Genomic DNA, 12,502 nt, shown 5'->3' with positions numbered 1-12,502 from the left:
CGTAATTCGTAATTCGTAATTCGTAATTCGTAATTCGTAATTCGTAATTCGTAATAGAAATTGGGTTTATACTCAGCACGGGCTAAACGCCCCGCTACCGCTTTAAGCGCAGCTATGCCCGCAGGGCTTTACAGCACTCAGCACTTTTCTAGTTAGACGTTTGGGCGGAACGTCTCTAGTTATGGAACCTCAAAATTTGAACTGCTGTAAATGACTACGGGGATTATAGGTACGTATAGCCCGAATTTTCTCATAATATTCTCGCTCTTGTTGGCTGAGGTCTTTGGGTGGCACGATCGCTACTTTCACAAACTGATCGCTACGTCCACCTTTGGTTAAAGGCCAACCCTTACCCCGCAACCGGAGAGATTGACCAGAACGCACTCCCGCAGGTAACTTGACATTCACTGAGCCATCGGGTGTGGGAACATCAATAGAGGCTCCCAAGGTGGCTTCGTCTGGGGTGATGGGAACTTCACAGACGAGGTTATCGCCTTCAAATTGGAAGAATGAATGTGGTTGAAGTTCAACTTTTAAGTATAAGTCACCCCGTTGTTGAGTCATGGGGTTAAATTGACCTTTACCCCGCACCCGCAGACGAGTACCAGTTTTTGCCCCAGATGGGATACTCACTTCAATGGTTTCGTTACCTAAACTAAAGCGCTTTTTGACACCAGCAAAGGCTTCGCCCAAAGTTAAAGCGATCGCAGCTTCTGTGTCTGGAGTAGAACCCGTACCGATATCTTGAAAACCACCAAAATCATTAAAGCCGCTATAACCACCGGGTCTACCTGTGGAACTACGCTGATAAGAATAGCTTTGTCGCCCACCACGAGGACTAGGACCACCAAAGCGTCCTAATAACTCGTTGACAAATTCATCAAAACTGCCGTATTGACTGAAGTCAAAGCCACCCATATCCACGCCAGCGCCACCGGATGGGAAACCTTCGCCAGCTTGTTTCCAATATTGACCAAATTGATCGTACTTTTTGCGCTTATCAACATCTGACAAAACCTCGTAGGCCTCATTCACCTCTTTAAAGGTAGCTTCAGCTTGCTTGTTATTTGGGTTAACATCAGGGTGATACTTACGAGCTAGTTTCCGAAAAGCTTGTTTAATTTCTTCTGGACTGGCAGTTTTACTGATTCCCAAAATTGCGTAATAGTCTTTGAAGTCGGTTGCAGCCATCTACCAGCCTCCTATAAAAATTTCTGTTATGTTTTTTCGTAAAATGTGAGCTTGGTTTTTACTCGGTCAAATCCCAAGCATAAGAAACTCTGATTTTAAATTAACAGACATTACAGCAATTCAAGTGTGGTTCCCGCTCACTGCGCCAGCGCAATTTCCGTACTCCTGCTTTACGGGAAAACACATCAGGTCGTCTATTCCTTCTTCTAGGCTAGGGGGAGCATCCCGGAGTTGACGATACATTCTTAAGATGATTTCTTGGGGAACTTGGCGCTGACGCTTTTGATTGCGGGCTAAACACAGCCAAACCGGAGTTCTCACCCACAACCCTGTAATGTGTGTAAAACCGACCTCACGGGCTAAGGCGATCATTTCACGACGCTGACTTCTTTGGGCATTGGTAGCATCAAAAATTGTTGTTCTATCTCTGGCTACTGCTTGTTGAAATTGCCGTTCTATTTCTCGCCAAATCAGCGACCAAGGCCCTTGAGTTGCTTCGGAACCAAAAAGTTGCCCCCGAATGGCATCCGTTGAAATCAGCAGCATCTGGGGGCGTTCTGAGACTAATTGTTTTGCCAAAGTAGACTTACCGCTACCAGGAAGGCCGATTAGTAAGTGAAGTTTAGTCATGTGCCATTTGTCAGTTTTTAATGATTATTAACCAATGACTCATGACCAAGCCCCGTTGGGGCGGAGTGTAGGGTGTGGGGTGTGGGGTGTAGGCAAAGAGACAGCCCCAACAACCCTGGGGTCACAAGCCCCGACCAATCCTGTCTTCCCTACACCCTAACCCCTACCCCCAACACCCTATTCTTAACCAATGACCAATGACTAAATTATAGTTCCGTCAGCAATTACCGCATTTTTCAGCACCACAACAATACCACTGCGGATGTAGAAGCCTTGATTTTCCCGTTCGGCTTCTTGCACGTTATCTTTATTGATAATTTTCACATCCTGACCGATGCGGGCATTTTTATCAATGATCGCACGGCGAATAATCGTATCCTTACCAATACCTACGGGAATGTCGCCTTTTTCTAAGGTACATTGACGCTCCACAAATGGTTGATAAAAATCTGCCCCCATGAGTAGAGATTCTTCGATCACACAGCCAGCTTCAATGCGCGATCGCACTCCTAAAACTGAATGCTGAATTCGGCAATCTTTCAAAATACAACCTTCGCCTACAATCGATTCTGTGACATGGCAACTTAAAAGTTTACTCGGTGGTAAATAACGCGCACGAGTATAAATTGGTGCTTCTTCATCGTAGAAACTAAAAGGAGGTAAAGGTTGTTTAGTTAAGGCTAAATTGGCGTTATAGAAAGATTCGATTGTCCCGATGTCTTCCCAGTAATCATCAAATAAGTAAGCTTGGACATTGTAATCTTTGCTAGCATCAGGAATAATTTCTTTACCAAAATCGGTACTTTCTAAAGATTCCTTCAACAACTTGATCAAAACATCTTTTTTAAAGACATAAATCCCCATCGAGGCGATGTAGGGCTGTAACTTCGCTTGTTCTGGCGATAATCCTAGTACGCTAGTATCAACCTGCATCCGATCTAATTCATCACCTTTGGGCTTTTCGCTAAAGTCGATCACCCTACCGGACTGGTCTATTTTCATTAAACCAAAGTCTGAAGCGCGACTTTTATCTATGGGGATAACCGAAAGCGTAATATCCGCACCCGTTTCCCGATGGCGCTGGATAAACTGGCGGTAATCCATGCGATACAGGTGGTCTCCTGAGAGAATCAAATACTCGTCCGCATCCCATTCATTTAACAGCCATAGGTACTGACGCACAGCATCAGCCGTACCCTGGAACCAATTGGGGTTTTCTGGCGTTTGCTGTGCAGCTAGCACTTCCACAAAACCCTCATTAAAGCCGGTAAAATTATAGGTACGGGCTATATGGCGATTTAAGGACGCTGAGTTAAATTGTGTTAGGACATAGATTTTGAATATCTCTGAATTAATACAATTACTGACAGGAATATCTATCAAACGGTACTTACCAGCCACTGGTACGGCTGGTTTAGCACGCATTTTTGTTAGCGGATACAAACGAGTACCCGCGCCACCACCGAGAATAATTGCTAATACTTTTTTCACAAGATTTCTCCCAACTGCCTTTCAACTCTCACCTTCAGTTTAGGACTGTCTGAGACTACTGGTAAGGGGGAATTACAGATTAATCATTCGTTAAGTTTACAGAATGCTGCTGGTAATGGATGATTCTCCGCGATAAATGTAGTAAATTTTCCTAAAAATCGGCTTAATACCAGCGATGGTGCTTTGGTTCAGTACATACTCATAATGCACTCAGAGGCAACTTTTAAGCCAGACCACAACCAAATTATCAAATTTTTGACTTTTGATTACCTATCTTTATACATAGTTATTTTTTTTTGGAAGTTAGCATAGTCCAAACTGTCAAACACGCCCAAAACCTGAGAGAATCAGGATAATGAAGAAATTTTATATCATCAGTCAGAGATGTCTATCAGCTAATATTTGCCACAATCACTCCTGAAGGTATAAAAATTAATTCATGCAAATTCAAACACCAGACTGGGTTAAACACGCTGTTTTTTACCAAATTTTCCCAGATCGCTTTGCTAGAAGCAAACAGCCTCACAAAAGATTGTTACATGATGCGCGCTGGGAAGATTGGGATGCTATGCCCACACTCCAAGGTTACAAAGGCGGCGATTTATGGGGGATTATTGAGCAATTAGACTATATCCAGGATTTAGGGATTAACGCTATTTACTTTACTCCCATTTTTCAATCGGCGAGTAATCACCGCTATCACACTCACGATTATTATCAGGTTGATCCATTGTTGGGCGGTAATGAGGCTTTTAAGGAACTGCTAGACGCAGCCCATGAACGCAATATCAAAGTTGTGCTGGATGGGGTGTTTAACCACGCTAGTCGGGGCTTATTCTTTTTCCATGATGTTTTAGAAAATGGACCTCGTTCCCCTTGGGTGGACTGGTTCAAAATTACAGGTTGGCCGCTTGCGCCTTACACCGGGGAATTACCCGCCAACTACGAAGGTTGGGCTGGAAATCGGGCTTTGCCAGTATTTAACCATGACAATCCGGAAGTGCGGGAATACATCATGGAAATTGGCGAATATTGGCTGAAATTCGGCATTGATGGTTGGCGCTTAGATGTGCCATTTGAAGTCAAAACACCTGGGTTTTGGCAAGAATTTCGCGATCGCATCAAAGCCATTAACCCCGAAGCTTATATAGTGGGCGAAGTTTGGGGAGATTCCCGTGAGTGGCTAGATGGTACGCAATTTGACGGCGTGATGAATTACTTATTTGCCGGGTTAACCATTGCCTTTACCGCAGGCGATCGCGTAGTCTTAGAACAAGTGCAAACCCGTGACTATCAACCCTACCCACCATTATTTGCCACCGAGTACGCTGTCAAAATCCAGGAATTACTCGCACTTTACCCTTGGGAAATTCAACTAACGCAACTCAACTTACTCGCAAGCCACGATACAGCCAGATTAATTACCATTGCTGACGGCGATCAACCTAGTGTAGAATTAGCAACTTTACTGTTACTTACCTTTCCCGGTGCGCCCAGTATCTATTATGGTGACGAAGTTGGTTTACCAGGGGCGATAGATCCCGACTCCCGGCGTGGCTTTCCCACAGAAGCTAATTGGAATCAAGAAATCCTCAACATTCACCGCCAATTAATAGCTCTTCGCCACCAATACCCAGCTTTACGCGCAGGTGATTACAAAACTCTGTTCGCCCAGGGAGCATTGTATATTTTTACCCGAACTTTAGAAACTGATGAATTAATTATTGCCGTTAACGCTGGTACAGGAAAGACAACAGCAAATATAGACACAGCAGGTTTGCTGACTAAATCTCACAAGCTATTATATGGCGCTGCGGAATTTGAATGGCATGGTACGCAGCTTTCCTTAACTCTTCCCCCACGCACTGGCTGTATTCTCGGTTAGATTTCTATCCTGTTGTAACCATTGCTGGCATTAATACCTGATCAATCGCATGAATTACGCCATTCTCGGCAATCATATCCGTTACGAGGACATGAGCATCGTTCACCTTAATTACACCTTGATCAGAATCAATCGCCACCACTGATCCTTCCAGAGTTGGTGCTTCTGAAATCTGTTGCAAATCTTCAAACCTGACATCCCCAAAAGCGACATGATACATTAATATCTTTTGCAGCTTGGGGATGTCTTGCAGTAGTGAAGCTAAAGTATCCTGTGGTAACTGTGCAAAAGCATCATCAGTGGGTGCAAAAAGTGTGAGCGAACCCGGACTTTTGAGAGTTTCGATGATTTGTGCGATAGTAGCAGCCTGAAGTAGAGTCTGGAAATTTCCGGCATTAATAGCAGTTGCGACAAGATCAGCCATAAATTTGAGTTGATTTCTTAATTTTTCTACACAACACACTTATAAAGTCAAAAAAAACTGCTAGCCTCTATCAACAGAGACAAAAATGCCAAGCCATAAATTCTCAGGGCTGCTAAACTGGGGAATGACCTCATGAACCATTAACTATGCTAAAGCGTTCTAAGTTCGAGACGACTCAATCTCAAATCATGTACCGGGCTGAGGATTTGATTAGTGCAGCTTCAAATCGCTACCGCATTACGGTTCAAGTGGCTAACCGCGCCAAGCGTCGGCGTTATGAGGACTTTGATAATCCATCAGAAGATGTGATGATGAAGCCAGTGCTGAGGGCGATTATTGAAATGTCCGATGAACTGACTCAACCCGAAATTATTGGCGAACTATAATCAGACTTCTGCACAGGTGAGGATGAGCAAAAAATTATCGTTCATTCAACCCCTACTCAAATCTTGGCAAACACTCACTGCTTGTATGGTGGTGGGTGTAGTTGTTTTGAGTTCAGGGGGAGATAAATTAATACCAACAAACTTATTGAGCATTCACCCGGCGTTTGCTCAAAGAATTAGCCCTGGAGACGTTTGGCAGCAAGTATATCAGCAATTACCAAACCTGCCAAAAGAAAATCAATATAACAGTAAAAATACTGGAGAAATCGCCGAAGATAACACCTTAGTCAGTCGCCTAATTACTTATCACATTTATAGAAAAGGACGCGCCCCCAACTATCGCCTAGATTGGAAATTGACTCTGGCTGATTACCTGGATGCGAACGAAATTATGTATGATCACTCCTATCCTGGTAACGATACATTACAGCAAAATCCACTAGAAGGCGATCGCGCCGCCATAGCCAACCTCACCCGTCAGCAGAGAAACGCCCTAGTGCAAGTTCTAGCCGATATCTTCACGCCCAATTCTCAGAATACCCAAACACCCAGGCGCGAGACAACACCCACACCCAGCACACCACAACCACCCCAAAGAGGCGGTGCTGAACTTCTCAAATAAAAAACCTCTTTGCGCCCCTACCCTGCGGGTTCCGCTTGCGGTATGCGTTAACCTCCGCGCCCCTTTGCGTTTAAAAAACCGACTCATGGAACAACTCATCAAAAGCGGACTAGGTTGGCGAATTGGCTGGAATCCCAACGCACCCGAATTTAAAGGATTAGTAGGAACAGAAGATTGGGCAATAGAATTAACAGAAGCCGAATTAAATGATTTTTGCCGACTACTTGCACAGTTAGCAGACACCATGAAACAACTCGCATCTGAATTAATGGCAGAAGAGAAAATTGCCTGTGAAGCTGAAAGCGACTTATTATGGCTAGAAGTAGAAGGCTATGCTCAAGCCTACAGTTTGCGCTTAATTCTGAATACAGGAAGGGGTGTAGAAGGTAAATGGTATCCTAGTGCCGTACCAGAGTTACTGCAAGCAGCTGGGACGCTAAAAGTTTTTTAAATGAACCCCTTGATTATTTTAAAGCTTTGCAGTATTATAGTAATTCTGACCGGGGCGTAGCGCAGCTTGGTAGCGTGCCACTTTGGGGTAGTGGAGGTCGTGGGTTCGAATCCCGCCGCTCCGATAGACAAAAGACCCTGCCTGCTAGTCTTTAAATCAAAGATTAGCGGGCTTTTCAATTTTTAAATTCTTCTGATGCGATAATTCACATTTTTGACATAAGTAGGTAGGCACAAATAAACCTAACTATGTAACAAAATGTAAAAACCTCAAAACCCTTGCGTTCGCGGAGCGTGACCGCTTCGGTCTTATGCTTCACTCCGCTACGCTCCGTTCGCAATGACATACCTTGAAATTTTTCCGCCTACCTACTTACGTTCTAATACTAAATTAGATACCTTGGGAAATATTTTCCAATCATAAGCATAAGCACGATCTTCTCCAAACACAACCAGGATGTAAGCAGCAGATCCATCTCTGGTTGCTATGTATGCAGCTTCTTGACGAGAACCAGAAGTCCATCCAGCTTTACCACCGAAGTAAGCATCTGTGGGTAATGACTCGCTGAGAAAACCCCGTACCGGGTTAAACACATTAGGATTTTGCTCGTTTCTTTTCTCAATTCTGGTAGCAGGGTCTATTGATAACCAGTTTGCCATTCTCTCACTAAAAGATGGCGCTACAGCCTGAGAATTATAAATTTCATATAAAAGTCTCGCTGATTGTTGGGTGGTAATTTTATTCCTAATAGGTGCGTTGGGATTACCTCGCATTTTCAGATCAGCACCTTGTGGTGCATACAGTTTTTTATGAGTTATGGGATAAGTTTTTTGGTTAATATTTATATTGTTATAACCTGCTACTTGAAAAAATCGGTTAACTTTTTTGCGTTTATCCAACCAAATTTCATATTCTTTTCCTTCTAAATCTTTGCCAGATTCTGTTCAACCCTTTGGCTGCTCTTCTAATTTTTAATAATCAGGACTTACGCAACTATTGCCAAAAATCTTGACTTATCGAACCGCCAAGCCGCCAAGAACGCCAAGAAAACCTAGAGTATGCCTAATTCCTGAACCAATGCGACTAGCTAACGGTAGTATAGTTCCGCAACCATTTGAAGTCACATCTGTTTATGATGCAACATGGTCAAATCTCGGTTTAAATTGGGGTATATTGTGCTTGCATACAGTCGTTTATTTAACCCTTGCATTTAGTTCACAAAAGCGTAAAGATATTTTTTGAATAATTGAATATAGCGGTTATCAGTTAAGTGAGATACAAAGACCCCACCCCCAACCCCCTCCCCGCAAGCGAGGAGGGGGCTATTATGTAATTCATGCGAGTGCATACCGTTATAAAATATCTTTGTGCATTAAAGCACGATCTACTAAAGACTGAATTTGGTCAGATGATAGCGGATCACCATTGGCATAATGTTCTATCCAAGTTTTACTAATTAGATTGGGGTCATCTGGTAAACTGGCTAAATCCCATCCTGGCATTTGTAAATCTTCCATGAGCCGATTTACTTTGGGGTCATAACTGAGGGCAAAACAGCGACAACCTTCAGCAGCAGCCATAATTAAGCTGTGCAGACGCATCCCAATGGCCATTTCTACACCTTTATAGACACCTTTTAATAATTGCGGGTCTTCTAAAAGCAGAATTTTGCTGACATCTTTTAATTGGGGTTGAATCGCTTGGGCGATCGCTAAATCTTCACTCTTCTGAAATGGCAACAGCAAAATAAAGGCTTGGGTGGCTTTCTGAAAGTCTACTAAAGCACGAGTCAAGTTAGCTAATCGTTTTTCAGTCAGTTGGGGATGATTCCTCAGAGTAATTGCAACTCTCGGCGCTGGTAAATCCCAAAGTCCTGGTACTGGCTTGCTTTCTAACGCCCAAACTGGGTCAGGCGCAAGCACACAAGAAATTTTCCAATTAGCTAATAAAGCAGCGCTAGAGCGATCGCGCACACTAACTCTGCTACAATATCCGAAGGAGTGTTGTGCCAATAGGCGAGTTTGGGGACGAACTAAGGGACCAATACCTTGCGCCCAAGCTATCGTTTTCAAACCCATTTTCTGAGCCAATACCATCAGCCCTCCATAATAAAATGGACTAATGGTACTGGTGACATCTTGAATTAAACTCCCACCGCCCCAAATGAAAGCATCGCAAGAACGCAGAGCTTGGATTACAGGTAAAATCTTCATGCGGTTGTGAGATTCCACACCATAGCGATCGCGCGTTTGTTCTGGATTGCCAGAAAGCACCACAGGAGTGACATCAGGTGGTAGCATTTGCAAGAGCGTCGCCAATAAAGCCTCGTCACCACCATTACCTTTACCGTAATACCCAGACAATAACGCCCGCATCTTTGCCATTTTAAATTACTTAATTTTGTATTACTTATGCACGCTCTTTCTATTCCCACCTGGATTATTCACGTTTCTAGCGTTATTGAGTGGATGGTAGCCATTTGGTTAATTTGGACTTACGGCGAACTCACTGGTAATCGCACATGGTGGGGATTATCTCTAGCCATGTTACCAGCTTTAGTTAGTGCTATGTGTGCCTGTACCTGGCATTATTTCGACAATCCTGCATCTCTAGAATGGCTGGTAACGCTGCAAGCTGCGATGACATTAATCGGTAATTTTACACTTTGGGCAGCTGCGGTATTGATTTGGCGTTCCACAAAACCAGAAGATAGTACAACCAAGACAGTTACAGCCCCAGCGATGGAATCAAAATCATGATATCGAAAGAAACCCTATTTGTGCTTTCCTTATTTCCCTATTTGGGTTTCTTGTGGTTTATCCGCCGTAGTCCCCAAATGCCACGTTTAGCCTTATATGGATTTTATGGCACTCTCGTATTTGTTGCCATTACCATCCCGGCGGCAATTTACGCTCAAATAAATTATGGTGTTTCCTTGGCTGACGTAGATTGGTTACACGGAGGCGCAGAAGTCTTTTTAACCCTAGCTAACATTCTGCTGGTAGTGGGTTTCGCCCAAGCCATTAGAGAATTAAAAATGAAAAATGAATATAAGGAATAAATAAATGGACGTAATTCCAGCAATTGATTTATTAGAAGGTCGCTGTGTCAGACTATATCAGGGAGACTACGAGCGATCGCAAGTTTTTAGTGAAAACCCCGTAGATATTGCCAAACAGTGGGTTGATCAAGGTGCTACCAGATTACATTTAGTTGATCTCGATGGTGCAAAAGCAGGTAAAGTAGTAAATTTAGCAGCAATTGAAGCGATCGCTCAAGCTATATCCATACCCATTGAAATTGGTGGAGGATTGCGCGATCGCACCAGTGTACAACAAGTATTTAATTTAGGAGTACAGTGGGCAATTCTGGGGACTGTAGCCGTAGAACAACCCCAACTAGTCCAAGAACTCTGTCAAGAATTTCCCGAAAAGATTATCATTGGCATAGATGCGCGTAACGGACTAGTCGCCACTCGTGGTTGGTTAGAAACCTCCGAAGTTTTAGCCACCCAACTAGCCGTACAAATGCAAGAATTAGGTGCAGCAGCCATCATCTACACTGATATTCATCGTGACGGTACACTCATCGGTCCCAACCTAGAAGCCTTAAGAGAACTTGCGAGTGCAATCTCCATCCCCATTATTGCCTCTGGGGGAGTCAGTTCTGTTACCGATTTATTGAGTTTATTAGGCTTAGAAATGCAAGGCGTAAAAGGTGTGATAGTCGGAAAAGCCTTATATACTGGCGATATTTCCCTCAGAGAAGCACTCCGCGCCATTGGCCCTGGACGCATTCAAGACATTCCCCCCAATTTAGACTCCAGCTTTGCATAAGGGACTTCCACATAAAAACATCCAAACGCCTAACGCCATAAAACCTCTCTGTTCTTTATTTCTCTGCGTCCTCTGCGTCTCTGTGGTTCGTTTATTTCTGATCACTCCCTAAACCAACAAAAACCCAGTAATACAGCCGTGACAGCAACATCAACCAACATCTCAACATCGGTTTTTCGTCTGTCTCCGTTAATTCGGATCACACTACTGAGTCTATATATAGCACTCACAGTCCCATTACCATTTTTAGCCCAAGCAACAGACGCACCAGTACCGCCGAAATTCTTATGGATAGGAATTAGTATAGGCTTTATCGGCTTATATGCAGTCTTAACCGAGCGAGTTATAGTCGATGACCAAAGTATTCAAGTTACATACCCAGCCTGGGTTCCCCGCTTTTTTCGCAAAGGTTGGACATTACCGTGGTTAGATGTCAAAGAACTAAAACCGCGTTCCACTGGTCAAGGCGGACTGGTTTATTATTTTCTCAGTCAGGATGGCAAAGCGTATTTATTACCAATGCGTGTAGCCGGCTTTTCCCGCTTGGTAAAAATAGTCGAAACCAAAACAGGCATAAATACAACAGATGTACGTCCATTAGCACAACCGTGGATGTACTTAATATTGTTAGGATTCACCCTGCTGCTGTTATTAATAGATGCTTGGACTATCATCACAGCATTAGGAATATCTCAGACGTAAATCAATCTATTTTCTTCCTTCTTTCCTTCTTTCCTTTGTGTACTTTGCGTCCTTCTCCCAAGGGGAGAGGCTAGCGCCAATGCGGTTCGTTCCTTTGGAGAATCACACCATAACAGCCCAACTCAGGTTAGAACAAGTTAACCTATCTGCCAAGCTGAAAACCCAGCTTCAGGGATACCCCATACTACAGGATATCTCCTTCGAGGTATTTCCAGGCGATCGCATTGCCATTGTAGGTCCTTCAGGTGCTGGTAAAACCTCATTACTGCGCCTGATTAACCGCCTCAGTGAACCCACCAGAGGCAAAATATATCTCGAAAATCAGGACTATAGCCAAATCCCGACTCTACAGCTACGCCGAGAAATTACACTGGTATTACAAGAATCCAAACTGTTAGGGATGACAGTCCAGCAGGCTTTAGCTTATCCTTTAGTTTTGCGCGGTGTACCTCAACAGACAATTCAACAAAAAATTGACCACTGGATAGAACAACTGCAAATTCCTAGTGAATGGTTGGGAAGAACAGAATTACAACTTTCTGTAGGACAGCGACAATTAATAGCGATCGCTCGTGCTTTAATTATCCAACCAAAAGTTTTATTATTAGATGAGCCAACATCTGCCTTAGATGCTGGAACATCTGCCAATGTCATGCAAGTTTTAACTCAGCTAACTCAAACCCATCAAATGACAATTTTGATGGTAAATAACCAGCTTGACTTAGCCCAGGTATTCTGCACCCGGTTATTATATTTACAGCAAGGTCAATTACTCACAAATCAAGCCGCCTCTGACATTAATTGGATTAACTTACGAGAACGCTTAATACAAGCCCAAACCCAAGCCGCCGACGAATGGATTTAGTTGGTGAATATGGCTGCTG

Annotated in this window: 15 protein-coding genes and 1 tRNA gene; 10 read left to right on the top strand and 6 right to left on the bottom strand. The window is 43.5% G+C overall.

Translation table 11 applies throughout. The annotated features are described in order from the left end of the window. Positions 1-189: 189 nt before the first annotated feature. The 3 genes from ACM0OW_RS10610 to ACM0OW_RS10600 form a co-directional block, all read right to left on the bottom strand. A complete protein-coding gene (locus ACM0OW_RS10610) occupies positions 190-1,191 on the bottom strand; it encodes a DnaJ C-terminal domain-containing protein (RefSeq protein ID WP_414550012.1) in 1,002 nt (333 codons plus the stop codon). A 120-nt stretch (positions 1,192-1,311) separates the two neighbouring features. Further along, positions 1,312-1,821 (bottom strand): AAA family ATPase, encoded by a 510-nt coding sequence (locus tag ACM0OW_RS10605; RefSeq protein ID WP_414550011.1) that lies wholly within the window; start codon positions 1,819-1,821, stop codon positions 1,312-1,314. Positions 1,822-2,022: 201 nt separating this feature from the next. Continuing rightward, complete coding sequence (locus ACM0OW_RS10600) at positions 2,023-3,312, bottom strand: glucose-1-phosphate adenylyltransferase (RefSeq protein ID WP_414550009.1); 1,290 nt, start codon at positions 3,310-3,312, stop codon at positions 2,023-2,025. 439 nt (positions 3,313-3,751) lie between these two features. Here ACM0OW_RS10600 and ACM0OW_RS10595 point away from each other — a divergent pair, with 439 nt between their 5' ends. Continuing rightward, positions 3,752-5,197, top strand: coding sequence for a glycoside hydrolase family 13 protein (locus ACM0OW_RS10595; protein WP_414550008.1), 1,446 nt, complete (start codon positions 3,752-3,754; stop codon positions 5,195-5,197). Between the two features lie 4 nt (positions 5,198-5,201). Here the strand turns inward: ACM0OW_RS10595 and ACM0OW_RS10590 are convergent, their stop codons facing one another. Further along, complete coding sequence (locus ACM0OW_RS10590) at positions 5,202-5,621, bottom strand: fasciclin domain-containing protein (RefSeq protein ID WP_414550007.1); 420 nt, start codon at positions 5,619-5,621, stop codon at positions 5,202-5,204. A gap of 146 nt (positions 5,622-5,767) precedes the next feature. Here ACM0OW_RS10590 and ACM0OW_RS10585 point away from each other — a divergent pair, with 146 nt between their 5' ends. The 4 genes from ACM0OW_RS10585 (at position 5,768) to ACM0OW_RS10570 (ending at position 7,204) form a co-directional block, all read left to right on the top strand. Continuing rightward, the gene (locus ACM0OW_RS10585; RefSeq protein ID WP_239726733.1) at positions 5,768-6,007 is read left to right on the top strand and encodes a DNA-directed RNA polymerase subunit omega; all 240 of its coding nucleotides are present in this window, start codon (positions 5,768-5,770) and stop codon (positions 6,005-6,007) included. Between the two features lie 22 nt (positions 6,008-6,029). Then, entirely contained in the window at positions 6,030-6,629 is a 600-nt protein-coding gene (locus tag ACM0OW_RS10580) for a hypothetical protein (RefSeq protein ID WP_414550006.1), read from the top strand. Between the two features lie 85 nt (positions 6,630-6,714). Continuing rightward, on the top strand, positions 6,715-7,080 hold the full coding sequence (locus ACM0OW_RS10575) for a DUF1818 family protein (protein ID WP_414550005.1): 366 nt from the start codon (positions 6,715-6,717) through the stop codon (positions 7,078-7,080). 50 nt (positions 7,081-7,130) lie between these two features. Further along, positions 7,131-7,204, top strand: a tRNA-Pro gene (locus tag ACM0OW_RS10570). A gap of 244 nt (positions 7,205-7,448) precedes the next feature. On the opposite strand, the gene ACM0OW_RS10565 is transcribed toward ACM0OW_RS10570, so the two are convergent. Both ACM0OW_RS10565 and csaB read right to left on the bottom strand, forming a co-directional pair. Next, positions 7,449-7,979, bottom strand: a complete 531-nt coding sequence (locus tag ACM0OW_RS10565; protein ID WP_414550004.1) for a serine hydrolase — start codon at positions 7,977-7,979, stop codon at positions 7,449-7,451. A gap of 453 nt (positions 7,980-8,432) precedes the next feature. After that, positions 8,433-9,455 carry a polysaccharide pyruvyl transferase CsaB gene (gene csaB / locus ACM0OW_RS10560; RefSeq protein ID WP_414550024.1) on the bottom strand — a complete coding sequence of 341 codons (1,023 nt, stop codon included), beginning with the start codon at positions 9,453-9,455 and terminating at the stop codon, positions 8,433-8,435. A 36-nt stretch (positions 9,456-9,491) separates the two neighbouring features. Between csaB and ACM0OW_RS10555 the strand changes: the two genes are divergently transcribed. From ACM0OW_RS10555 to ACM0OW_RS10535, 5 genes are all read left to right on the top strand, one after another. Continuing rightward, entirely contained in the window at positions 9,492-9,839 is a 348-nt protein-coding gene (locus ACM0OW_RS10555; protein ID WP_414550003.1) for a DUF2499 domain-containing protein, read from the top strand. Further along, a complete protein-coding gene (locus tag ACM0OW_RS10550; RefSeq protein ID WP_414550002.1) occupies positions 9,836-10,141 on the top strand; it encodes a DUF3593 domain-containing protein in 306 nt (101 codons plus the stop codon). Before ACM0OW_RS10555 ends, ACM0OW_RS10550 begins: the two co-directional genes overlap by 4 nt. Positions 10,142-10,145: 4 nt before the next feature. Further along, the gene (gene hisA, locus ACM0OW_RS10545; RefSeq protein WP_414550001.1) at positions 10,146-10,916 is read left to right on the top strand and encodes a 1-(5-phosphoribosyl)-5-[(5-phosphoribosylamino)methylideneamino]imidazole-4-carboxamide isomerase; all 771 of its coding nucleotides are present in this window, start codon (positions 10,146-10,148) and stop codon (positions 10,914-10,916) included. A gap of 138 nt (positions 10,917-11,054) precedes the next feature. Continuing rightward, positions 11,055-11,618, top strand: coding sequence for a hypothetical protein (locus ACM0OW_RS10540; protein ID WP_414550000.1), 564 nt, complete (start codon positions 11,055-11,057; stop codon positions 11,616-11,618). 79 nt (positions 11,619-11,697) lie between these two features. Then, the gene (locus ACM0OW_RS10535) at positions 11,698-12,483 is read left to right on the top strand and encodes an ATP-binding cassette domain-containing protein (protein WP_414549999.1); all 786 of its coding nucleotides are present in this window, start codon (positions 11,698-11,700) and stop codon (positions 12,481-12,483) included. The last annotated feature ends 19 nt before the right edge of the window (positions 12,484-12,502 follow it).

The sequence above is a fragment of the Anabaena sp. CCY 0017 genome (assembly GCF_963920885.1).
Classification (GTDB): Bacteria; Cyanobacteriota; Cyanobacteriia; order Cyanobacteriales; family Nostocaceae; genus Nodularia.
Note: the sequence above shows the minus strand (reverse complement) of the source record. Positions and strands in the feature narration are given on the sequence as shown.

Coding starts and splice junctions, on each gene's coding strand:
- ACM0OW_RS10610 (WP_414550012.1), bottom strand. CDS start 1,191: ATGGCTGCAACCGACTTCAAAGACTATTACGCAATTTTGGGAATCAGT.
- ACM0OW_RS10605 (WP_414550011.1), bottom strand. CDS start 1,821: ATGACTAAACTTCACTTACTAATCGGCCTTCCTGGTAGCGGTAAGTCT.
- ACM0OW_RS10595 (WP_414550008.1), top strand. CDS start 3,752: ATGCAAATTCAAACACCAGACTGGGTTAAACACGCTGTTTTTTACCAA.
- ACM0OW_RS10590 (WP_414550007.1), bottom strand. CDS start 5,621: ATGGCTGATCTTGTCGCAACTGCTATTAATGCCGGAAATTTCCAGACT.
- ACM0OW_RS10585 (WP_239726733.1), top strand. CDS start 5,768: ATGCTAAAGCGTTCTAAGTTCGAGACGACTCAATCTCAAATCATGTAC.
- ACM0OW_RS10580 (WP_414550006.1), top strand. CDS start 6,030: ATGAGCAAAAAATTATCGTTCATTCAACCCCTACTCAAATCTTGGCAA.
- ACM0OW_RS10575 (WP_414550005.1), top strand. CDS start 6,715: ATGGAACAACTCATCAAAAGCGGACTAGGTTGGCGAATTGGCTGGAAT.
- csaB (WP_414550024.1), bottom strand. CDS start 9,455: ATGCGGGCGTTATTGTCTGGGTATTACGGTAAAGGTAATGGTGGTGAC.
- ACM0OW_RS10555 (WP_414550003.1), top strand. CDS start 9,492: ATGCACGCTCTTTCTATTCCCACCTGGATTATTCACGTTTCTAGCGTT.
- ACM0OW_RS10550 (WP_414550002.1), top strand. CDS start 9,836: ATGATATCGAAAGAAACCCTATTTGTGCTTTCCTTATTTCCCTATTTG.
- hisA (WP_414550001.1), top strand. CDS start 10,146: ATGGACGTAATTCCAGCAATTGATTTATTAGAAGGTCGCTGTGTCAGA.
- ACM0OW_RS10535 (WP_414549999.1), top strand. CDS start 11,698: ATGCGGTTCGTTCCTTTGGAGAATCACACCATAACAGCCCAACTCAGG.